Below are 21,653 nucleotides of genomic sequence, written 5' to 3' on the forward strand. Positions count from 1 at the left end.
TGCTGACCCGCCCGATGGATGGAGAAACGATGAGCAGCGCCAGGGAAACGGACCAGAAGCCGGCCGTGCCACACGTCGCCGACAGTCATGATCTGATCCGTGTGCACGGTGCCCGCGAGAACAACCTCAAGGACGTCAGCATCGAGATCCCCAAGCGCCGGCTGACGGTGTTCACCGGCGTCTCCGGTTCGGGCAAGAGCTCGCTGGTGTTCAACACGATCGCCGCCGAGTCGCAGCGGCTGATCAACGAGACCTACAGCGCCTTCGTCCAGGGCTTCATGCCGACGCTCGCCCGCCCCGAGGTCGACGTCCTCGACGGCCTGACCACCGCGATCATCGTGGACCAGCAGCGGATGGGCGCCGACCCCCGCTCCACGGTCGGCACCGCCACCGACGCCAACGCGATGCTGCGCATCCTCTTCAGCCGGCTCGGGGACCCGCACATCGGCCCGCCCAGCGCGTACTCCTTCAACACCGCCTCCGTCCGGGCGAGCGGCGCGATCACCGTCGAGCGCGGCAACAAGAAGGCGGTGAAGGCGACCTACGAGCGCACCGGCGGCATGTGCAACCGCTGCGAGGGCCGGGGCAAGGTCTCCGACATCGACCTCTCACAGCTCTACGACGACTCCAAGTCGCTGTCCGAGGGCGCGTTCACCATCCCCGGCTGGAAGTCGGACAGCCAGTGGACCGTGCAGGTCTACGCCCAGTCCGGCTTCGTGGACCCGGACAAGCCGATCCGCGAGTACACGGAGAAGGAGCTGCGGGACTTCCTCTACGGCGAGCCGGTCAAGGTGAAGGTCAGCGGCGTCAACCTCACCTACGAAGGACTGATCCCGAAGATCCAGAAGTCGTTCCTGTCCAAGGACAAGGAGGCGATGCAGCCGCACATCCGGGCGTTCGTGGAGCGGGCGGTCACCTTCACCACCTGCCCCGAGTGCGACGGCACCAGGCTCAGCGAGGGCGCCCGGTCGTCGCGGATCGGGAAGATCAGCATCGCCGACGCCTGCGCGATGGAGATCCGCGACCTGGCCGAGTGGGTCCGCACTCTCGACGACCCGTCGGTGGCGCCGCTGCTCACGGCGCTGCGGGACACCCTCGACTCGTTCGTGGAGATCGGCCTCGGCTACCTCTCCCTCGACCGTCCGGCGGGCACGCTGTCGGGCGGTGAGGCGCAGCGCGTCAAGATGATCCGCCATCTCGGCTCCTCGCTCACCGACACCACGTATGTCTTCGACGAGCCCACCGTCGGCCTGCACCCCCACGACATCCAGCGCATGAACGACCTGCTGCTGCGGCTGCGGGACAAGGGCAACACCGTGCTCGTCGTCGAGCACAAGCCGGAGACGATCGCGATCGCCGACCACGTCGTCGACCTCGGACCCGGCGCCGGCACGGCGGGCGGCACCGTCTGCTTCGAGGGCACCGTCGAGGGGCTCCGGGCCGGCGGCACCGTCACCGGCCGCCACCTCGACGACCGGGCGTCGCTCAAGGAGACGGTCCGCGAGCCCACCGGCGTCCTGGAGATCCGCGACGCCACGACGCACAACCTCCAGGGCGTCGACGTCGACGTCCCGCTCGGCGTGCTCTGCGTGGTCACCGGCGTGGCCGGCTCCGGCAAGAGCTCGCTGATCCACGGCTCGGTGCCGGCCGGGGCGGGCGCCGACGTGGTATCGGTCGACCAGAGCCCCATCAAGGGCTCCCGGCGGAGCAACCCGGCGACGTACACCGGACTGCTCGACCCGATCCGCAAGGCCTTCGCCAAGGCCAACGGCGTCAAGCCCGCCCTCTTCAGCGCCAACTCCGAGGGTGCCTGCCCCACCTGCAACGGCGCCGGTGTCATCTACACCGACCTGGCGATGATGGCGGGCGTCGCGACGCCCTGCGAGGACTGCGAGGGGAAGCGGTTCCAGGCCTCGGTCCTCGACTACCGCCTCGGCGGCCGGGACATCAGCGAGGTCCTCGCCATGTCGGTGGCGCAGGCGGAGGAGTTCTTCGGCGCCGGCGAGGCCCGTACCCCGGCCGCGCACAAGATCCTCGACCGGCTCGCCGACGTCGGGCTCGGCTACCTCACCCTCGGCCAGCCGCTCACCACGCTGTCCGGCGGCGAGCGCCAGCGGCTCAAGCTGGCCACCCACATGGGCGACAAGGGCGGCGTCTACGTACTCGACGAGCCCACCACCGGCCTGCACCTCGCCGACGTCGAGCAACTGCTCGGCCTCCTCGACCGGCTCGTCGACTCCGGCAAGTCGGTCATCGTCATCGAGCACCACCAGGCGGTCATGGCGCACGCCGACTGGATCATCGACCTCGGCCCCGGCGCCGGCCACGACGGCGGCCGGATCGTCTTCGAGGGCACCCCCGCCGACCTCGTCGCCGGCCGCTCCACCCTCACCGGCGAACACCTCGCCGCGTACGTCGGAGCCTGACCGCGCACGAGCCCCCGCGGCGCCGGTACCGGGTCGGGCCGGCGCTGTGGGATCGTGGTGGGGTGACGACGCTGGAGGACCTGGCCCGGCTGCGCCGGGCCCGCGACCTGATGGACCGCGCCTACGCCGAACCGCTCGACGTTCCGGCGCTGGCGCGCGTCGCCCTCATGTCGGCGGGCCACTTCTCCCGCAGCTTCCGCGCCGCCTACGGGGAGACGCCGTACAGCTACCTGATGACGCGCCGGATCGAGCGGGCCAAGGCCCTGCTGCGGCGCGGCGACCTGTCCGTCACGGAGGTCTGCTTCGCGGTCGGCTGTACCTCACTGGGGTCGTTCAGCACGCGGTTCACCGAACTGGTCGGCGAGAGCCCGAGCGCCTACCGGGCCCGCGACCACGCCGACGGCGCCGACATCCCGGCATGCGTCGCCAAGGTCTACACGCGACCGGTCAGGAACGGAGAAGCGAGGCCCGCGACCCCGCCCGTAGCGTGAAGCGCATGGACATCAACCTCTCACAGTGCTTCATCGCCGTCGACGACCACGACAAGGCGCTCGCCTTCTACCGGGACGTGCTCGGACTGGAGGTGCGCAACGACGTCGGGTTCGAGGGCATGCGCTGGGTGACCGTCGGCTCCCCGGCCCAGCCCGGCGTGGACATCGTCCTCGAACCCCCGCTCGCGGACCCGAACGCCTCGGCCGCCGACAAGGAGGCCATGGCCGAACTGCTGGCGAAGGGCCTGCTGCGCGGCGTCATCTTCACCACCGACGACGTCGACGCCACCTTCGAACGCATCCGGGCCGCGGGCGCCGAGGTCCTCCAGGAGCCGGTCGACCAGCCCTACGGAGTCCGCGACTGCGCCTTCCGCGACCCGGCCGGCAACATGCTGCGCTTCAACCAGCCGCGCAAGCGGTGACCTCGCGGGCCGCCGCGGTGAGGCCCTGACCCGAGACCGGCGGAAACCGTCGGTGCCGGGCGCGCGCGTCACCGGCCCCGGGGGACGGGGCTCGCGCGCACGCGCGAGGAGCGCGACCGTCCCCGTTCCCGACCCGGCGGCGACTTCCGCACCTTCCCCTTGGACCCCTGGCCCGCGCGGCACATCTTCGGGTGTTTGCCGTGTGGTCCAGGGGGCAGGCGCAAGGTCAGTGCTTCGGACAGGAGGCACGTCCGTGGGAGCGGCGCGACGCCGTCACGGATGCGTCCGTCCGGGCCGGACGCCCTCCCATGGTGACCGCCCGAACCCAAGGGCCGTGTCGTCGCACCGGTGACGCCGCCCGGCGCGCCGGAGGCCGCACGCACTCCGGCGCCGGCCGCGCCGGCCGGGCCATCGCCCCGGCGCGACGACGGGGTCCCGCGCTCCGAGGGAGTTGCGACGCACCATGCCGATCCACGCCAGCGTGAAGCACCCGCACGACGACGCCCCCGACACCGCCGACGCCTTCCGCCGACTCACCACCCTTCCCGACGGCCCGGAACGCGACGCGGTTCGCGACCGGATCGTCGAGGCCTGGCTCCCCATGGCCGAACGGCTCGCCGGACGGTTCCGCAGTCGCGGCGAGAGCTACGAGGACCTGCGCCAGGTCGCGGCCCTCGGCCTGGTCAAGGCCGTCGACCGGTACGACCCCGAGCGCGGCAACGCCTTCGAGAGCTACGCCGTGCCGACGATCACCGGCGAGATCAAGCGCCACTTCCGCGACCACATGTGGACCCTGCACGTGCCGCGCCGGGTCCAGGACCTGCGCAACCGCGTGCGCTTCGCCGGCCAGGACCTGTCCCAGACCATCTCCGGCCGCAACCCCACCGTCGCGGAGATCGCCGAGCACGCCGACCTGAGCGAGGAGGACGTCCGGGTGGGCCTGGAGGCCCTGGAGAGTTTCACGGCACTGTCCCTGGACGCGGAGCTCCCCGGCAGCGAGGACGGCTACTCACTCGGCGACGCCCTCGGCGACCTGGACCCGGCCCTCGACACCGTCGTCGACCGCGAGGCGGTCAAAGACCGCCTCGCCGCCCTGCCCGAGCGGGAACGCGCCATCCTCTACATGCGTTTCTTCGACGACATGACCCAGAGCCGCATCGCCGAACAGCTCGGCATCTCCCAGATGCACGTCTCCCGTCTGATCAGCCGGTGCTGCAACCGGGTGCGGGAACAGGTGCTGCGGGACCAGGCGGCCTGAGCCGGCGGGGCCGGAACGGGGCCGCAGCGGCGGCGGGCTCGGTCCGGCGGGTCGAGCCCGCCGGGTCGAGCCCGCCGGCCGGCCCGCCGGGCTGGGGCAGGCGCGGGGCCCACTTGGCGGGGCCGGCCGGCGGGCCGGGTCCGGAGAAGGCCGATTCGGCGAGGCTGGTCCGGCGGTCGTTCCGGCCGGCGTCCGACCCGTGGCGCCCGACCCTTGGCGGGTGTGCCGAAACCAGGGCCTCACCCGCCCGGGCGACCCGTTCCCGCGAACGGCGCACGGTGGCGCGCGCCCGCGTACCGGGCGGGCTGTGATGGCCGAGGGGGCGCGAGTGCCGTGCCCCGCAGCCGTCGCTCGAAGGAGCCCGCCCCATGCGCCGCACCGCCCGCGCCCTGTCCACCGCCGTCCTGGCCAGTGCCGCCCTCGGCGTCAGCGCAGCCCCCGTCTCGGCCGACCCCGGCGTCCCCCCGCCGTCGGCGGGCGCCGGTCGACCCACTGCCGAGGTCAGCCCGGCCGACGTGGTACCGGGCGTCTCCGTCTCCTGCGCCCCGACCGGCGGGACCGCGCCCGCGACCCTCGACGCCACCTCGCCGGCCTTCGAGGAGGGCACCGTCGAGCTGCGCAAGGTGGAGGGCGACGACGGGACGACGTCAGGGCCCGCCTACCGGGGCACCGCCCGCACAGTCGCCGCCGAGGACGCCGAGGACGCCGAGGACGCCGAGGCCGACCCGGACGCCGCGGGCTCCGAGGAGGCGTGGACCGTCGACGGCGCCTGTCCGGAGGCGTCCGGCGGCGAGGGTGATCCGTGGAGCGCGACGATGACCGTGCCCGGGGAGCACGGGGCCGGCGCCGCCGCGTCCCCGTGCCCCGAGCCCGCCGCACCGGGCGGGCCCTCCGCGCACGGCACGTCCTGCGCCACCGAACCGGCGTGTCCCGAACCGGCCCCGCACGGCGAGTCTTCCGCGCACGGCGAGTCTTCCGCGCACGGCGAGTCCTCCGCGCACGGCGAGTCCGCCGCACCGGGCGGGCCCTCCGCGCACGGCACGCCCTGCGCCACCGAGCCGCCGTGCCCCGAACCCGCAGCTCCGCACGGTGAGACCTCCGCGCGGGGGAAGCCCTGCGGCGGCGCGGCCGTGGAGCACGGGGTGCGGGCCGGCGGCGGCGGCGCCTTCACCGACTCGGTGCCCGCACTGGTCGCCGGCGGCGCCCTGATCGCGGGCGCGTTCGGCGCGGCCGCGCACCGGCTGCGGCTCCGCCTGCGCGGAGACGCCGAGCACCGCTGACCCGCAGGCCGGTGGACCGCGTGCCTCCGCTCACCGGGGCCACAGCAATGGCAGGCCGCCACGGGGGTACTGGGAGCAACGAAGGAGCACCCGGCCGGGCGCGACAGGACACGGCACCACGGACTGCGCGGAGGCACGCATGCGGCGGACGGACCGTGAAGGCCACGCCTTCGCAGGCCACGACCGTGAAGGCCACGACCGTGAAGGCCACGACCGTGAAAGCCACGACCGTGAAAGCCACGACCGTGGAGGCCGTGCCGTCGGGCATGACCCGGTGGGGCACGGCCCCGTCCGCTTCGGTCCGCACCTCCCCGACGACGGACTGCCCGTGCTGCCCGAGCTGTCCGCCGTACTCGCCGCCGCCGCGGGCCGTGGCCGGGACGAACCGGCCGGCGGCGCCCCCGCACTCCTGGACGCCGCCTGCGACTACTGGGACCGGCGCGGCCTGCCCACCGAGCCCGGCCACGTGGCCGCCGCGCCCGGCGCCAATGCCCTGCTGCTCGCGCTGACCGCCGCGCTCGGCGGCGACGTCCTGGCACCCCGCCCCTGCGCCACCTGGTGGGCGCCCTACGCGCGGCTGCTGGGCAGACCCGTCTTCCACGTGCCGACCCCGGCCGAGTCCGGCGGCGTCCCCGACCCGTACGCCCTCCTGGAAACCGTCCGCCGGGTCCGTGCGGAGGGCGGCGACCCACGACTGCTCGTCCTGTCCGTCGCCGACGACCCCACGGGCACCGTCGCACCGCCCGAACTGCTGCACGAGGCCGTCGAGGCAGCCGCCGACGAGGGACTGCACCTGGTCAGCGACGAGACCTGGCGCGACACCGTGCACGATCCGCACGCCACCGTGCTGCTCAGCCCCGCCGAGATGCTGCCCGAACGGGTCACCGTCGTCACCGACCTGGCCGGAGCGCTGCTGCCGCCGGGCTGGCCGGCCGCCGTCGCCCGCTTCCCGGCGTCCGCCGCCGGAGACGGCCTGCACGCGCGCGTACTCGACGTACTCACCGCGCTCGGCGCCCGCGTCGCCGCGCCCGTCGCGGCCGCGGCCGGGTACGCGCTCGCCGAACCCGAGCCGGTCACCGCCCGCCGGTCGGCCGCCGTGGGCCTGCACGCGCGCGTGGCCGCCGCCGTGCACTCCGCCGTCGTCGCGGCGGGGGCCACCGCCCGGCCACCGCAGGCCGGCCGCCACCTGTACGCCGATCTCGGCCCGCTGCGCGACGCGCTCGGTGCCCAGGGCGTCGGCGACGCCCAGGAACTGGAGGACTTCCTCACCGCCCGGCTGGGCATGCCCGCCCCCGGCGGCCACCGCTTCGGCGACGACCTCCCGGCGCTGCGCGTCCGGCTCGCCACCGGCCCCCTGCTCGGCGGCACCGACGAGCGGCGCGCGGAATGCCTCACGTCCCCCGACCCGTTGGAACTGCCGCACGTGCACCGCGCGCTGGCCGGCCTCACGTCGGTCTTCGACGATCTCCGCGACGCTCAGCGATGGGAGTCTCCTCGATGACGCAGCAGCCCCGGTCGACCACGCGTACGTCCACGTCCACGGCCACGTCCGCCAGGGACACCGAAGCGCCACCGGCCACGTCCTCCCCGGCCTCCTCGTACCCGCCGCTCGCCGCTCCCCGGCCGATGTCCGAACACCGGGTGTGGCCGCGGACCTTCCACGACCGGCTCACCGCGCCGCTGCCCGGCCTGAAGGCCTTCGCCAGATTCGCCCGCGAGGGCGCGGTGAGACCCGGCCCCGAGGGGCTCGCGGACATCCCCCGGCTGCCCTACGCCCCCGGCCCGCTGCCCCGCGTGGACGCCCGCACCGTCGCCGTCACCTGGGCGGGGCACGCCAGCTGGGTGGTGCGCATCGGCGGGCTCACCGTGCTCACCGACCCGGTGTGGTCCCGCCGCATCCTCGGTACCCCGGCCCGTGTCACGCCCGTGGGCGTTCCCTGGAGCGCCCTGCCGTGCGTCGACGCGGTCGTCGTCAGCCACAACCACTACGACCACCTGGACGCCCCCACCCTGCGCCGGCTGCCGCGCGACACCCCCGTCCTCGCGCCGGCCGGGCTCGGCCGCTGGTTCCACCGCCGCCGCTTCACCCGCGTCACCGAGCTGGACTGGTGGGAGGCGGCCGAGCTGGACGGCGTCCGTTTCGACTTCGTACCGGCCCACCACTGGTCCAAGCGCACCCTCACCGACACCTGCCGCACGCTGTGGGGCGGCTGGGTCCTCACCGACCCCGGCGGCCGGCGCGTGTACTTCGCCGGTGACACCGGGTACGGCCACTGGTTCACCCGCATCGGCCGCCGCTACCCCGGGATCGACCTCGCCCTGCTCCCCATCGGCGCCTACGATCCCCGCTGGTGGCTGAGCGACGTGCACTGCGACCCGGAGGAGGCGGTGCGGGCCGCCCAGGACGTCGGGGCCCGCCGGATGGCACCGATGCACTGGGGCACGTTCGTGCTCTCCGCGGAACCCGTACTGGAACCGCTCACCCGCGTACGCGCCGCCTGGCAGCGGGCGGGCCTGCCCCGGGAGCACCTGTGGGACCTCCCGATCGGCGGTTCCCGCGTGCTGGAGTGACCGACTCCAGGGCCGCCCGTCCGGGCGGGCGCCGTCGCTCGCCGGGCAGGAGCGCCGACGCGGGCCGCGACACGGCGGCCGACGCGTCCGACCGCGCGGTCGCGCACGGCTCGGGCGCTCGGGCGGTTCGCAGGGGCGGGCGTTCGCGCGTGGACACCTGGCACACCTGGCACACTTGGCACACCTGGCACGCCGTTCCGCCCGGATTGCCCGGAAATTCCCCGCCGAGCGGCGTGAGCCGACCGGAGCCGACCCCTGACCCAGCTCGTCGCGCCCCACGCCCCACGCCCCACGCCTACGCGTTCGCCGGCCCTCGCCACCGCCGCCACACGCTCGGCGCCCCGCCGACCACGACGGTCAGTGCGATCGCCGCGGCCACGCCCTCCCAGGGCTTGCTGAACAGCGCGCCGCTCAGGATGCCGATCAGTTGGTACGTCATCGCCCAGGCCAGGCAGGCGGGCAGGTTGCCCCGGGCGAACCGGCGCAGCGGCCACTTGGCCAGTAGACAGGCCAGCATCACCGGTATGCGGCCGGCCGGCACCAGCCGGGACAGGACGAGCACCGCGACATCGTGCTCGGCGAGCTTCTGCTGCGCCTGCTCCAGCCGGTCCTCGGGCGCCCGGGACCGGATCGCCTCCAGCCAGCGCGACCCGTTCTTCGAGCCGACGCCGCGCCGCCCCAGCCAGTACAGCGCCAAGTCCCCGCAGAACGCGGCCAGCGACGCCGTCGCGAACACCATCAGGAGGGAGAACGGCACCGTCTGGTGCATCGCCACCACGGCCGCCGAACTGACCAGCGCGCCCGTCGGCACCACCGGCACCAGCGCCCCGATCAGCACGAGCAGGAACAGCGACGGATAACCGAACGCCTGCTGCGCCGGGTCGGCCGGGATGTTCGTCGTGACGGCGCCCAGCCAGCTCACCGCACGACCTCCACCCGGATCCGCTCGCCGTGCCCCAGCCGGTGCACCGCCACCCCCGGCGCGCGCAACGCCGCCAGGCGCACGAACTCGTCACCCGGCGCGTGGAACTCGTGGGGGCGCACGGCGTCCATGCCGATCGGCCAGTACGTGCCGTAGTGCACCGGCACCGCCGTGCGCGGCGCCAACCGGGCCAGCGCCTGTGCCGCACGCCCCGCGTCCAGATGCTCCTCGCCCAGGTACGGCCCCCAGCCGCCCACCGGCAGCAGGGCCGCGTCGACCGGTCCGACCTCCTTCTCCATGGCGTCGAACAGGCCGGTGTCCCCGGCGAAATACGTCCGGGCGTCGCCCTCGACGACATAGCCGAGGGCGGGGGAGCGGTGGGGTCCGAACGGCAGCCGCCGCCCGTCGTGCCGCGCGGGCACCGCCCGTATCCGCAGGTCCGCGACCATGGTCTCGTCGCCGGGCGCCACCTCGGTCAGCTTCAGGTGCCCGAGCCGGCGCAGCCCCGGCACCGCCCGGCGTGCGCCCCGGGGCACGAGCAGGCGCGTGCCCGGCGCGAGCCGCGCGAGCGACGGCACGTGCAGGTGGTCGGCGTGCAGATGGGAGACGAGCGCCACGTCCGCGCGCCAGGCGTCCGGCGGCGGCACCGCGCCCCGTCTGCGGCGCAGATGGGCGAGTCTGCGGACGAACAGCGGGTCGGTGAGCACACGTATGTCCGAGTCCTCGACCGTGCAGGTGGCGTGACCCCACCACGTGAGCTCCACCGGCACCCCTTTGCCTCCTTCGTGCGACTCCCCGAAGCCTACGTCCAGGGGTAGGGTCGGCGGCGAAAACGGGAGGTGAGGGGGCAGCATGGGGCCGGTGCGGGTGACGGCGATCGCGAGTCTGACGCCGCTGGAGCAGCTGGACGACGATCCCTTCCTGGTCGACTCGCGCAGCCAGCACGCCATGTGCGCCCGCTGGGCCGCGGACCACGGGTACGTCGTCGCCAGGGAGCTGCTGGTACGTGGTCTGCGGCCCGACCACGAAGCCCTGTGGGACGGTGTCCGCCCCGGGCACGACCTGTTCGTCGCGCCCAGTCGCCGGGTGCTGGAGAGCGCGCTGTCGTCCGTGGAGGAGTTCACCGCGGAGTGCGCGCGACGCGGGGTCCGCGTCGAGACGGCCGGCCACGCGGAACCGTCCTACGACGCCCGGATGAAGGCGTGCGTGCACCGCAGACTGTCGATGCCGACGGCGGGGTACGACGGCCGCTGACCCGACCGGGGGTGTGAACCGGACCCGGGGGGACAAACGGGTGCTCCGGACCGTTGTGACAGGGTGGGGAGGGCCCGCGCGGACGACGGGCCGGAACGTGAGGTGTGCGGAGCGTGGGTGGAGGGCGTTGGCGCCGGGTCGCCAGTCAGGTCGGGCGGAGCGTCGCGGTGTGGGCCGTCTCCACCCTCACCATGCTCGTGCTCGCCGGGATCCTGCCGGACTTCCGGCTCCAGTCGCCCGACGGCGACAGCGCGACCGACATCGCCATGACCGCCGCGGTCGGCGCCGGCGCCTTCGGCCTGCTGTCCGCCCTGGTGTGGCCGCTGCTGGTCCGGCTGCTGCTGCTGGTGCCGGCGCTCGTCCTCGGGCTCCTCGTCTTCTTCCTCAACGGCGGGCTGCTGCTCCTCGCCATCGACGTGAACCCGGCGGGGCGCGGCGGCGTCGCCCCCGAGACGGCGGTCGTGGTGGCCGCCGTCATGTCCGCGGTCGCCTCGGCCACCGGCGGTGCCCTGGCCGTGCGGGACGACGACGCCTACCGGCGCCGGCTCTACCGGCTCGCCGACCGCCGCCGCAGAGCCGGCCCGCCCTGCCCGGCCGACCCCGGCACCGTCTTCCTGCAACTGGACGGCGTCGGCCACGACGTCCTGCTGGACGCCGTCGACGACGGCACCATGCCCACCGTCGCCCGCTGGCTCGGCCGGGACGGCACGTCGGCGACCCACCGGCTCGCCCGGTGGCGCACCGACTGGTCCAGCCAGACCGGCGCCAGCCAGCTCGGCATACTGCACGGCAGCAATCACGACGTCCCCGCGTTCCGCTGGTACGAGAAGGACAGCGGCGAGGTCGTCGTCTGCAACCGGCCGACCAGCGCGGCCGAGCTCCAGCACCGGGCCGTCCAGCGCACCGGCGACGGCGGACTGCTCACCTTCGACGGCGCCAGCCGCGGCAACCTGTTCGGCGGCGGCGCCGACGAACAGGCACTCGTGCTCTCCATCGCCACCCGCCGCCGCAGCCCTCAGACGCGGTCCCGGTCCGGTTACTTCGCCTACTTCTCCGACCCGGCCAACGCCGTCCGCACCGCCATGTCCTTCGTCGCCGAGGTGTGCCGGGAGATCGGCCAGTCCACCCGGGCCCGCGTGCGCAAGGTCCGCCCCCGAGTCTCCCGCGGCGGCCTCTACCCCTTCGTCCGCGCCTTCGCGACCGTCGTCGAACGGGACGTCGTCGTCGCCGCGGTGATGGGCGACATGCTCGCCGGACGCACCGCCGTCTACGCCGACCTGGTGGCGTACGACGAGGTGGCGCACCACTCCGGGCCGTCCGGCCGGGACGCCCGGAAGGTCCTCCAGCGGCTCGACCGCGCGCTCGCGCTGATCGAGAAGGTCGCCGAGCACGCCCCCCGCAGATACCGGATCGTCGTCCTGTCCGACCACGGCCAGAGCCCCGGCGAGACCTTCCGCACCCGCTACGGCCTCACCCTCGGCGACCTGGTGCGGGCCGGCTGCGGACTGCCCGTGCCGCGCCGTGCCCAGCGCACCCGCAGCGGCGCCGAGGCGCGCAACACCGTACGGGCCGCCCTGCACCGGCCCGTCGAGGAGGGCGCCGAGCAGCAGCGCCCCGCCGACACCCCCACCGGCCGCCGCTCCGAGCCGATCGTGCTGGCCTCCGGCAACCTGGGCCTGGTCTCCTTCCCCGACGTGCCGCACCGGATGACCCGGGAGGAGATCGACGCCCGCCACCCCGCGCTGCTGCCGACCCTCGCCAACCACCCCGGCATCGGCTTCCTGCTGGTCCGCAGCGAGAGGCACGGCGGTGTGGTGCTCGGCGCGCGCGGCGCGGAGATCCCCCTGGACCGGCTCGACGAGGACCCCGGCCCGCTCGTCCCCTTCGGACCCGGAGCCGCCGACGCCGTGCGCCGCACGCACTCCTTCCCGCACACCGCCGACATCATGGTCAACTCCTTCCACGACCCGGCCGACGGCGAGGTCCTCGCCTTCGAGGAGCAGATCGGCTCCCACGGCGGACTCGGCGGCGCCCAGTCCCGCGCTTTCCTGCTGTCGCCGGTCGTCCTGTCCGCGCCGGTCGCCGAGGGCGCGGAGATCGTCGGCGCCGAGCACGTCCACCGGATCCTGCGCCGCTGGCTGCGCGAGTCGAACGGCCCGCAGGTGCCCTTGGAGGATCCCCGGCCCCGGGCTGTCGAGAACGGACCTTTTCCGGTCCCGGACGGGGTCGTACAGGATAAAAGCGCCTGATTTGGAGCCGCGCAGGACCGTGCCCGACCATGGGCGCCGTCCCGGCGATCCCGGGCACCAGTTCCAAGGAAGGCGCCCCACCCCATGCACGTCACCGGGTCCGTCCCCCCACCGGCTCCGGATCCGCAGGAGCCCCCCGCGGCCCCCGATTCCGCTCCGGCCCCCGGCAACGGCAGGCACGCCCGCCGCTTCGGGCTCCCCGTCGCCACCGCCCTGGTCATGGGCAACATCATCGGCGGCGGCATCTTCCTGCTCCCGGCCTCCGTCGCCCCCTTCGGCACCATCAGCCTGCTCGCCTTCGGTGTCCTGACCGTCGGCGCCATCGCGCTCGCCCTGGTCTTCGGCCGCCTCGCCGCCCGGGACCCGCGCACCGGCGGCCCCTACGTGTACGCCCGCGAGGCGTTCGGTGACTTCGCCGGCTTCCTCGCCGCCTGGGCGTACTGGATCACCACCTGGGTGTCCAACGCGGCGCTCGCCGTCGCCGCCGTCGGCTACTTCGATGTCCTGATCCCGGTGAACGACCACCGCTGGACCGCCTGCCTGGCCGCGCTCGTCATCCAGTGGCTGCCGGCGCTCGCCAACTTCGCGGGCACCCGCTACGTCGGCGCCGTGCAGCTCGTCTCCACCGTGCTGAAGTTCGCACCGCTGCTGCTCGTCGCGGTCGGCGGGCTGTTCTTCTTCGACCTGGACAACCTCGGCCCGTTCAACGCGAGCGGCGGCAGCGGCATCGGGGCGGTCTCCGCCGCCGCCGCGATCCTGCTCTTCTCCTACCTCGGCGTGGAGTCCGCCGCCGTCAGCGCCGGTGAGGTCAAGGACCCCCGCCGCACGGTCGGCCGGGCCACGGTCATCGGCACCGCGGGCGCCGCCCTCGTCTACCTGCTGGGCACCCTGTCCGTCTTCGGCACGGTCGCCCACGACCGTCTGGTGGACTCCACCGCGCCTTTCTCCGACGCCGTGAACGCCATGTTCGGCGGCGCCTGGGGCGGCTGGGCGGTCGCGCTCGCCGCCCTGGTGTCGATGACCGGCTGCCTCAACGGCTGGACGCTGCTCAGCGCCCAGACCCCGTACGCCGCCGCGAAGGACGGCCTCTTCCCGGCCGCGTTCGCCCGCAGACGGCGCGGCGTGCCGACGGTGGGCGTCGGCGTCACCGTCGTCCTGGCCTCCCTCCTCACCGTCTACAACTACACGTCCGGCTCGGCGAAGGTCTTCGAGATCCTCGTCCTCGTCACCACCTTCACCGCGACCGTTCCGTATCTGCTGGCCACCGCGGCGCAGATCTTCCACCTGGTCTCCGGGCAGGGCGAGAAGGTCGACCGGGCGCGGCTCGTGCGGGACGGCGTGATCGCGGCGGTCGCGGCCGCCTTCTCCCTCTGGCTCGTCGCCGGCGCCGGTTACGCGGCGGTGTACCAGGGCGTGCTGTTCCTGTTCGCCGGCGTGCTGGTGTACGCGGTGATGGCGGCCCGCAGACGGCGCGCGGAGGGGACCGCCGCACGGTAATCCGGCCGCGCCCGGACGGCGGGGCACCCACAGTGGCAGCAGGCCCTGAGCTGGTTCGTCTCCTCCTACCCGCTCCTCGGCGGCATCGCGGCCGGCGTCACCCTCGTCGCCGACGCCGAACCGGCCGGCGCGAGCACGCCTACCTGATCCCGCGGGGCGCGCGGCTGCCGTTCACCGCCCGGGGACCGGTCTTCCGGGTGAGCCGAGCCGGAGTGTGATCGTATGGGGGTGGGAACCCGGTCGCGGGCTCCCACCGCCCCAGTACAGCAAGAGAATTCGAGAGGAACCCGCCGTGGCAACCACGCGCTCCGCACACACCGTCTGGGAAGGCAACCTGCTCGAGGGCAACGGTGTCGTCACCTTCGACTCGTCCGGCATCGGCGAGCAGCCGGTGTCGTGGCCGTCGCGCGCCGAGCAGGCGAACGGCAAGACCAGCCCGGAAGAGCTGATCGCCGCCGCCCACTCCAGCTGCTTCTCCATGGCGCTGTCGCACGGCCTGGCCGGCGCCGGCACCCCGCCCACCAAGCTCACCACCTCCGCCGACGTCACCTTCCAGCCGGGTGAGGGCATCAAGGGCATCCACCTCACCGTGGAGGGCACCGTCCCCGGTCTCGACAACGACGCGTTCGTCGCCGCCGCCGAGGACGCCAAGAAGAACTGCCCGGTCAGCCAGGCCCTGACCGGCACGACCATCACCCTCACCGCGAAGCTGGCGTAACCGGCTAGGAGCCCGCGCGCTCCCAGCCCCGCCGGTCCGGGCGCGGCCCCAGCTGTCTGGGGTCGCGCGACCGGTAGACCACGTAGGGCCGGACCAGGTACTGCACCGGCGCGCTGAACATGTGCACGAGCCGGGTGTAGGGCACCAGGGCGATCAGCACCATCCCGATCACCGCGTGCACCTGGTACAGCACCGGCACCCCCACCATCAGCTCCGTCTTCGGCTGGAGGGTGAACAGGCTGCGCGACCAGGGCGCGATGGTGTGCCGGTAGTCGTAGCCGGTGCCGGAGGAGTGCGCGAGCTTGGCGACCATGCCCAGCACGATCGCGCCGAGCAGGAAGACGTACATGCCCTTGTCGTTGGCGGTCGTCGCCCGGAAGACGGGCGCGTTGGTGCGCCGCCGGTAGATCAGGAGCAGGATGCCGGCGACCGCCAGTACCCCGGCCGCCGTGCCGCCGTACAGCGACAGCAGGTGGTACGCGTGCTCGCTCACGCCCAGCGCGTCCGTCCACGATTCGGGAACGAACAGCCCGACGAGATGGCCGACGAGCACGAACAGGATGCCGTAGTGGAACACCGGCGAGGCGATGTTCAGCAGCTTCGACTCGTAGACCTGCGAGGAACGCGTCGTCCAGCCGAACCGGTCGTAGCGGTGGCGCCACACCAGGCCGGCGATCAGCAGGACGAACGCGGCGTAGGGCAGCACGCCCCAGAGGAAGACGGTCACGGGCGGGCTCCGGTGGGTGCGGGCGGCAGGGTGGCGCACACGGCGTCCAGGACGCAGGCGTAGGGCGTGCCGAAGGCGGTGAGCCGGGAGCGGAGCTGGTCCAGGGCGTCGCGGTGCTCGGTGAGCATGCCGATGTCCCCGGTGCGGGAGGCGAACTCCAGGACGGCGGGCAGGAAGTCCGGCAGTTCCTCGTCCGTGAACTCCAGTCCGTGGGCGCGGTACAGCTCCTTGAACCGGACCAGGGACATCCCGCGGTTGCGGGTGTCGCCGTCGGTCCACCAGCTCAGGTACAGGCTGTGCCGGTTCTTGAAGTCGAAGACCTCCACGTAGTGCGCCTGCAGTTCGCCCTGCGGGGTCACGGCCGCGTGGTCGGTGAAGGCGCGCAGTTGCGGCGCGGCCTCGCGCAGCAGCGGCAGCCGGGCGCGGAAGTCGTCGTCGGGATACGTCAGACAGAGCGCCGCCGCCTGGTACAGCACCTCGAAGCCGGGCATCGGATCAGACCTCCCTCTCGTCGTCCGCGGTCTGCCGCCGGCGCAGGATGTGGAAGTTCTCCACGGGCACCAGCGGCAGCCGCCTGCGTCCCGAGTCCTGGCCGAACGGCCCGTCCCCGCCCATCCCCGGGCCGCCGTCGGTGTCGAGGCTGCACGTGTCCGGCAGCGCCGACGCCTCGAGCCGGTGCGCGTCCCCGACGGCCGCCGTCGGGATCACGTACCGCTCCTCGTACTTGGCGATCGCCAGCAGCCGGTACATCTCCTCGACGTCCCGCGGGCGCATGCCGACGCTCGCGCAGACACCGGGGTCGGGGTCCTCGCCGAGGTTGACCGACCGCATGTGGGAGCGCATCGCCGCCAGCTTCTCCAGCGATGCGCGCACGGGGCCGGTGTCGCCCGCCGTGAACAGCTCCGCCAGGTACTCCAGGGGGATGCGGAGCGTGTCGATCGCGCCGAAGAGGTTGTCCGGGTCCTCGCCGTCGTGCCCCGTCTCCGTCAGCGCGTCCACCACCGGTGACAGCGGCGGAATGTACCAGACCATCGGCATGGTGCGGTACTCCGGGTGCAGGGGCAGCGCTACGCGGTACTTGCTCACCAGCGCGTGCACGGGGGAGCGCCGGGCCGCCTCGATCCAGTCGAACGGGATGCCCGCCTCCTCCGCGGCCCGCCGCACCGCGGGGTCCTCGGGGTCGAGGAAGACGCCCAACTGGGCCTCGTACAGGCCCTGCTCGTCCGGCGTGGAGGCCGCCTCGGTCACCTTGTCGGCGTCGTACAGCACCACGCCCAGGTACCGGAGCCGGCCGACGCAGGTCTCCGAGCAGACCGTCGGCTGTCCGATCTCGATGCGCGGATAGCAGAAGGTGCACTTCTCGGCCTTGCCGGTGCGGTGGTTGAAGTACACCTTCTTGTACGGGCATCCGGTCACGCACATCCGCCAGCCGCGGCAGCGGTCCTGGTCGACGAGGACGATGCCGTCCTCCGACCGCTTGTACATCGCCCCGGACGGGCACGACGCCACGCACGACGGGTTGAGGCAGTGCTCGCAGATGCGCGGCAGGTAGAACATGAACGTCTCTTCGTACGCGAACCGCACCTTCTCCGAGGCCTGTTGGCGCGTCCGCTCCACCATCGGGTCGAGGTCGCCGTAGGCGGGGGCGCCGCCCAGGTTGTCGTCCCAGTTCGAGGACCAGCCGATCTTCATCGGCTTGCCGTCGAGCTGCGAGACGGGCCGGGCGACCGGGTAGTCGCCGCCGAGCGGGGCGTCGGTGAGGTTCTTGTAGTCGTAGGTCCAGGGCTCGTAGTAGTCCTTGATCTCCGGGAGCCTCGGGTTGGAGAAGATCCCGGCGAGCTTCCTGAACCGGCCGCCCGCCTTCAGCTTCAGCGCGCCGCGCCGGTTCAGCTCCCAGCCGCCCTTCCACTGCTCCTGGTCCTCGTAGCGGCGGGGGTAGCCCTGGCCGGGGCGGGTCTCGACGTTGTTGAACCAGACGTACTCCATGCCGCGCCGGTTGGTCCACGCCTGCTTGCAGGTGACCGAGCAGGTGTGGCAGCCGATGCACTTGTCGAGGTTCATGACCATGGCGACCTGGGCCATCGGGCGCATCAGTACTCGACCTCCTGGCCGCGGCGGCGGATCACCGTCACCTCGTCACGCTGGTTTCCCGTCGGGCCGAGGTAGTTGAACGCCCAGGACAACTGGGCGTAGCCGCCGATGAGATGGGTCGGTTTGAGGATCAGACGGGTGAGGGAGTTGTGGATGCCGCCGCGCTTGCCGGTGGTCTCCGCGAGCGGCACGTTGACCGTGCGTTCCTGCGCGTGGTGCATGTAGACCGTGCCCGGCGGCATGCGGTGCGAGACGATCGCGCGGGCCACCACCACGCCGTTGCGGTTGACCGCCTCGATCCAGTCGTCGTCGGACACGCCGATCGCCTCCGCGTCCCGCGCCGACATCCAGAGGGTCTGGCCGCCCCGGGACAGCGCCAGCATGAACAGGTTGTCCTGGTACTCGGAGTGGATGGACCACTTGTTGTGCGGGGTGAGGTAGCGGACCGTCACCTCCCGGTGCCCGTCCGGGCCGAGCCGCGGTTCGCCGAACAGCCGGCTCATGTCCAGCGGCGGCCGGTACACCGGCAGGGCCTCGCCCAGCTCGTGCATCCAGTCGTGGTCGAGGAAGAAGTGCTGCCGGCCGGTGAGGGTGTGCCAGGGCTTGAGGTGCTCGGTGTTCAGCGTGAACGCCGTGTAGCGGCGCCCGCCGGCCTCGCTGCCCGACCACTCCGGCGAGGTGATCACCGGCACGGGTGCCGCCTGGGTGTCCGCGTACGTGATCCGTTTTCCCTCGTGCTCGGCGGACAGGTGGGCCATCCTCTGCCCGGTCTTCGCCTCCAGCGTGTGGAATCCCTGGGTGGCCAGGCGCCCGTTGGTCGTGCCGGAGAGCGCCAGGATGGTGTTGGCGGCCTTGACCGCCGTGTCCAGCGCCGGACGTCCGTCGGCCGGGCCGCCGCGCACCGCGCCGTTCATGTGCCGCAGCCGGTCGACCTCCTCGTCCGGCTTCAGGGTGATGCCCTTGGCCGGCAGGCCCTTGGTCTCCACCAGCGGGCCCAGCGCCGCGAACTTCGCGCCGATCGCCGTGTAGTCCCGCTCCACGACGACGAGGTCCGGCATGGTCTTCCCGGGCTCCGGATCGCACTCCCCGCGCCGCCAGTCCCGTACGACCCCGCCCGGCTGGGCGATCTCGCCCGGGGTGTCGTGCTGCAGGGGCGCCGCCACGAGGTCCTTGCGCACCCCGAGGTGGCCGGCGGCCAGCTCGCTCAGCTTCTCCGCGAGCGTCTTGAAGGTGTCGAAGTCGGTACGCGTCTGCCACGGCGGGTCCACCGCCGGGGAGAAGGCGTGCACGTAGGGATGCATGTCCGTGCTGGACAGGTCGTGCTTCTCGTACCAGGTCGCGGCGGGCAGCACCACGTCGGACAGCAGCGTGGAGGAAGTGTGCCGGAAGTCCAGCGACAGCAGCAGGTCGAGCTTCCCCTCGGGTGCCTCCTCGTGCCACACCACGTCCCGTGGGCGTTCGTGCGGGGCGGCCTGCTCGGCGCGCAGCGACGAGTGCGTGCCCAGCAGGTGCTTGGTGAAGTACTCGGCGCCCTTCGCGGAGGAGCCGAGCAGATTGGCCCGCCACAGGGTCAGGATCCGCGGCCAGTTCTCCGGCGCGTCCGGGTCCTCGCAGGCGAACTTCAAGGTGCCCGCCCGCAGTTCGGCCACCGCCCTCGCCACCGGGTCGCCGAACGCCTCGCCCAGCTCCAGCGGGTTCCGGTCGAAGGTCGGATACGACGGCATCCATCCCGTCCGCGCCGACAGCGCCAGGCAGTCCGCGCCGGTCATGCCCGCCAGCCGCCCCTCGCCCAGCGGCGAGGCCAGCACGTCGGCGCCGAACCGGTCGTAGCGCCACTGGTCGGTGTGGAGGAACCAGTACGCGGTGCCGATCATCTGGCGGGGCGGGCGCGACCAGTCCGACGCGGCGGCCAGCGACGCCCACCCGGTCACCGGCCGGCACTTCTCCTGGCCGACGTAGTGCGCCCAGCCGCCGCCGTTGCGGCCCTGGCAGCCGGTCAGCTGGAGCAGGGCGAGGAAGGCCCGGTAGATCGTCTCGGAGTGGAACCAGTGGTTGGTGCCCGCGCCCATCAGGATCATGCAGCGCCCCTCGGAGCGCTCGGCGGTCCGCGCGAACTCCCGGGCGATCCGCACGCAGGCCGCCGCCGGCACCGACGTGTGGGTCTCCTGCCAGGCCGGGGTGCCGGGCGCGGCAGCGTCCTCGTACGACGCCGGCCAGTCACCCGGCACCCCCTCACGCGCCACGCCGTACTGCGCCAGCAGCAGGTCGAACACCGTGGTCACCAGCGGCCCGTTCGCCCCGCCCAGCCGCGTCGCCGGTACACCCCGGCGGACCACCTCACCGCGGCCCTGCGCGTGCGCGCCGCCCTCGGTGTCGAAGCGGGGGAGCAGCACCTCCACGCCCGACGCCATCGCATGGCCGTGCAGGCTCAGCCGGGGGCGTACGTCGCCCAGGTCGAGGTTCCACCGGCCCTGGTCCGCCTCGTTCCAGCGGAAGCCCAGCGAGCCGTTCGGGACGACCGCGCGGCCCGTCGCCTCGTCCAGGACGACCGTCTTCCAGCGGGCGTCCTCGCCCTCCTGCCCCAGGTCGGCAGCGCGCAGGAACTTCGCCGGGACGTGCGCCCCGTCCCGCTCGGTCAGCGTCACCAGGAACGGCAGGTCGGTGAAGCGCCGTACGTAGTCCTCGAAGAAGGGGGTGACGCGGTCGACGAAGAACTCCTTGAGGACCACGTGCCCCATCGCCAGGGCCAGTGCGGCGTCGGTCCCCGGGTGCGGGTGCAGCCACTGGTCGGCGAACTTGGTGTTGTCGGCGTAGTCGGGGGAGACGACCACGACCTTCTGGCCCCGGTAGCGGGCCTCCGCCATCCAGTGGGCGTCCGGCGTGCGGGTCACCGGGACGTTCGAACCCCACATGATCAGATATGCCGCGTCCCACCAGTCACCCGACTCCGGCACGTCCGTCTGGTCCCCGAAGACCTGCGGAGAGGCCACGGGCAGGTCGGCGTACCAGTCGTAGAACGACAGCATCGGCGCGCCGATGAGCGAGTGGAAGCGGGCGCCCGCCGCGTGCGACACCATCGACATCGCCGGGATGGGCGAGAAGCCCGCGATGCGGTCGGGGCCCTGGGTGCGGATGGTGTGGACGTGGGCCGCGGCGACCATCTCGACCGCCTCGTCCCAGGTCGCCCGGACGAGACCGCCCTTGCCGCGCGCCCGCTGGTAGCGCCGCCGCCGCTCCGGGTCGCCCTGGATGTCCGCCCAGGCCAGCACCGGGTCCGGCAGCCGCGCCTTCGCCTCCCGGTACATCTCCAGCAGCACCCCGCGCACGTACGGGTAGCGCACGCGGGTCGGCGAGTACGTGTACCAGGAGAAGGCCGCGCCCCGGGGGCAGCCGCGGGGCTCGTACTCGGGACGGTCCGGGCCGACCGACGGATAGTCCGTCGCCTGGGTCTCCCAGGTGATGATGCCGTCCTTGACGAACACGTTCCAGCGGCAGGAACCGGTGCAGTTCACGCCGTGCGTGGAGGTCACCACCTTGTCGTGGCTCCACCGGTCGCGGTAGAAGGCGTCCGACTCCCGGCCGCCGACCAGCCCGATGCTGTGCAGGTCGGGGGCTGCCGTACCCGGCCGGAAGAACCGCCCCGCCCGCAGCAGCGCCGCGCCCGGTTCGGTGGGCGGTGTCCGCGTGTCGGTCACGTGCGCTCCCTTGCTCGCCCAGGCCCTGGGTCCGAACCTAGGGGCGGGCGCG

The 21,653-nt window shown here is 73.3% G+C and carries 17 protein-coding genes; 11 read left to right on the forward strand and 6 right to left on the reverse strand.

Annotation, left to right across the window (positions count from 1 at the left end; translation table 11 throughout):
- The first annotated feature begins 29 nt into the window (after positions 1 to 29).
- The 7 genes from ACP4IX_RS08295 to ACP4IX_RS08325 all read left to right on the forward strand — a co-directional run bounded on the left by ACP4IX_RS08295 (position 30) and on the right by ACP4IX_RS08325 (position 8,448).
- Positions 30 to 2,426 carry an ATP-binding cassette domain-containing protein gene (locus tag ACP4IX_RS08295; protein ID WP_426517687.1) on the forward strand — a complete coding sequence of 799 codons (2,397 nt, stop codon included), beginning with the start codon at positions 30 to 32 and terminating at the stop codon, positions 2,424 to 2,426.
- A 62-nt stretch (positions 2,427 to 2,488) separates the two neighbouring features.
- Positions 2,489 to 2,917: a helix-turn-helix transcriptional regulator gene (locus ACP4IX_RS08300; protein ID WP_426517685.1), complete on the forward strand. Its 429-nt coding sequence runs from the start codon at positions 2,489 to 2,491 to the stop codon at positions 2,915 to 2,917.
- A gap of 5 nt (positions 2,918 to 2,922) precedes the next feature.
- Entirely contained in the window at positions 2,923 to 3,339 is a 417-nt protein-coding gene (locus ACP4IX_RS08305; RefSeq protein ID WP_426517683.1) for a VOC family protein, read from the forward strand.
- A gap of 463 nt (positions 3,340 to 3,802) precedes the next feature.
- The gene (locus ACP4IX_RS08310) at positions 3,803 to 4,597 is read left to right on the forward strand and encodes an RNA polymerase sigma factor SigF (RefSeq protein ID WP_426517681.1); all 795 of its coding nucleotides are present in this window, start codon (positions 3,803 to 3,805) and stop codon (positions 4,595 to 4,597) included.
- A 368-nt stretch (positions 4,598 to 4,965) separates the two neighbouring features.
- Positions 4,966 to 5,877 carry a hypothetical protein gene (locus ACP4IX_RS08315; RefSeq protein ID WP_426555130.1) on the forward strand — a complete coding sequence of 304 codons (912 nt, stop codon included), beginning with the start codon at positions 4,966 to 4,968 and terminating at the stop codon, positions 5,875 to 5,877.
- 139 nt (positions 5,878 to 6,016) lie between these two features.
- Positions 6,017 to 7,378 (forward strand): aminotransferase class I/II-fold pyridoxal phosphate-dependent enzyme, encoded by a 1,362-nt coding sequence (locus tag ACP4IX_RS08320; RefSeq protein WP_426555131.1) that lies wholly within the window; start codon positions 6,017 to 6,019, stop codon positions 7,376 to 7,378.
- Positions 7,375 to 8,448 (forward strand): MBL fold metallo-hydrolase, encoded by a 1,074-nt coding sequence (locus tag ACP4IX_RS08325; RefSeq protein WP_426517675.1) that lies wholly within the window; start codon positions 7,375 to 7,377, stop codon positions 8,446 to 8,448. Before ACP4IX_RS08320 ends, ACP4IX_RS08325 begins: the two co-directional genes overlap by 4 nt.
- A 295-nt stretch (positions 8,449 to 8,743) precedes the next feature.
- Here the strand turns inward: ACP4IX_RS08325 and ACP4IX_RS08330 are convergent, their stop codons facing one another.
- Positions 8,744 to 9,370, reverse strand: coding sequence for a DedA family protein (locus tag ACP4IX_RS08330; protein ID WP_426555132.1), 627 nt, complete (start codon positions 9,368 to 9,370; stop codon positions 8,744 to 8,746).
- Positions 9,367 to 10,140, reverse strand: a complete 774-nt coding sequence (locus ACP4IX_RS08335) for an MBL fold metallo-hydrolase (protein WP_426555133.1) — start codon at positions 10,138 to 10,140, stop codon at positions 9,367 to 9,369. Before ACP4IX_RS08335 ends, ACP4IX_RS08330 begins: the two co-directional genes overlap by 4 nt.
- A gap of 82 nt (positions 10,141 to 10,222) precedes the next feature.
- On the opposite strand from ACP4IX_RS08335, the gene ACP4IX_RS08340 reads away from it, so the two are divergent.
- The 4 genes from ACP4IX_RS08340 (at position 10,223) to ACP4IX_RS08355 (ending at position 15,088) form a co-directional block, all read left to right on the forward strand.
- Positions 10,223 to 10,624 carry a hypothetical protein gene (locus tag ACP4IX_RS08340; protein WP_426517669.1) on the forward strand — a complete coding sequence of 134 codons (402 nt, stop codon included), beginning with the start codon at positions 10,223 to 10,225 and terminating at the stop codon, positions 10,622 to 10,624.
- A 104-nt stretch (positions 10,625 to 10,728) separates the two neighbouring features.
- Positions 10,729 to 12,873 carry a phage holin family protein gene (locus ACP4IX_RS08345; RefSeq protein WP_426517667.1) on the forward strand — a complete coding sequence of 715 codons (2,145 nt, stop codon included), beginning with the start codon at positions 10,729 to 10,731 and terminating at the stop codon, positions 12,871 to 12,873.
- Positions 12,874 to 12,957: 84 nt separating this feature from the next.
- A complete protein-coding gene (locus ACP4IX_RS08350; protein ID WP_426555134.1) occupies positions 12,958 to 14,370 on the forward strand; it encodes an amino acid permease in 1,413 nt (470 codons plus the stop codon).
- A gap of 292 nt (positions 14,371 to 14,662) precedes the next feature.
- Complete coding sequence (locus ACP4IX_RS08355; RefSeq protein ID WP_043377849.1) at positions 14,663 to 15,088, forward strand: OsmC family protein; 426 nt, start codon at positions 14,663 to 14,665, stop codon at positions 15,086 to 15,088.
- A 4-nt stretch (positions 15,089 to 15,092) separates the two neighbouring features.
- On the opposite strand, the gene narI is transcribed toward ACP4IX_RS08355, so the two are convergent.
- Genes narI through ACP4IX_RS08375 form a run of 4 tightly spaced genes read right to left on the reverse strand, consistent with a single transcriptional unit; the run spans position 15,093 to position 21,601 of the window.
- Positions 15,093 to 15,815: a respiratory nitrate reductase subunit gamma gene (gene narI / locus ACP4IX_RS08360; protein WP_426517662.1), complete on the reverse strand. Its 723-nt coding sequence runs from the start codon at positions 15,813 to 15,815 to the stop codon at positions 15,093 to 15,095.
- Complete coding sequence (gene narJ, locus ACP4IX_RS08365; protein WP_426517660.1) at positions 15,812 to 16,306, reverse strand: nitrate reductase molybdenum cofactor assembly chaperone; 495 nt, start codon at positions 16,304 to 16,306, stop codon at positions 15,812 to 15,814. Before narJ ends, narI begins: the two co-directional genes overlap by 4 nt.
- Positions 16,307 to 16,310: 4 nt before the next feature.
- Complete coding sequence (narH, locus tag ACP4IX_RS08370; protein ID WP_426555135.1) at positions 16,311 to 17,906, reverse strand: nitrate reductase subunit beta; 1,596 nt, start codon at positions 17,904 to 17,906, stop codon at positions 16,311 to 16,313.
- Positions 17,906 to 21,601 carry a nitrate reductase subunit alpha gene (locus ACP4IX_RS08375; RefSeq protein ID WP_426517656.1) on the reverse strand — a complete coding sequence of 1,232 codons (3,696 nt, stop codon included), beginning with the start codon at positions 21,599 to 21,601 and terminating at the stop codon, positions 17,906 to 17,908. The genes narH and ACP4IX_RS08375 overlap by 1 nt, the downstream gene beginning before the upstream one ends.
- Positions 21,602 to 21,653: the final 52 nt, after the last annotated feature.

The organism is Streptomyces sp. WG5 (assembly GCF_049974565.1).
Taxonomy (GTDB): domain Bacteria; phylum Actinomycetota; class Actinomycetes; order Streptomycetales; family Streptomycetaceae; genus Streptomyces.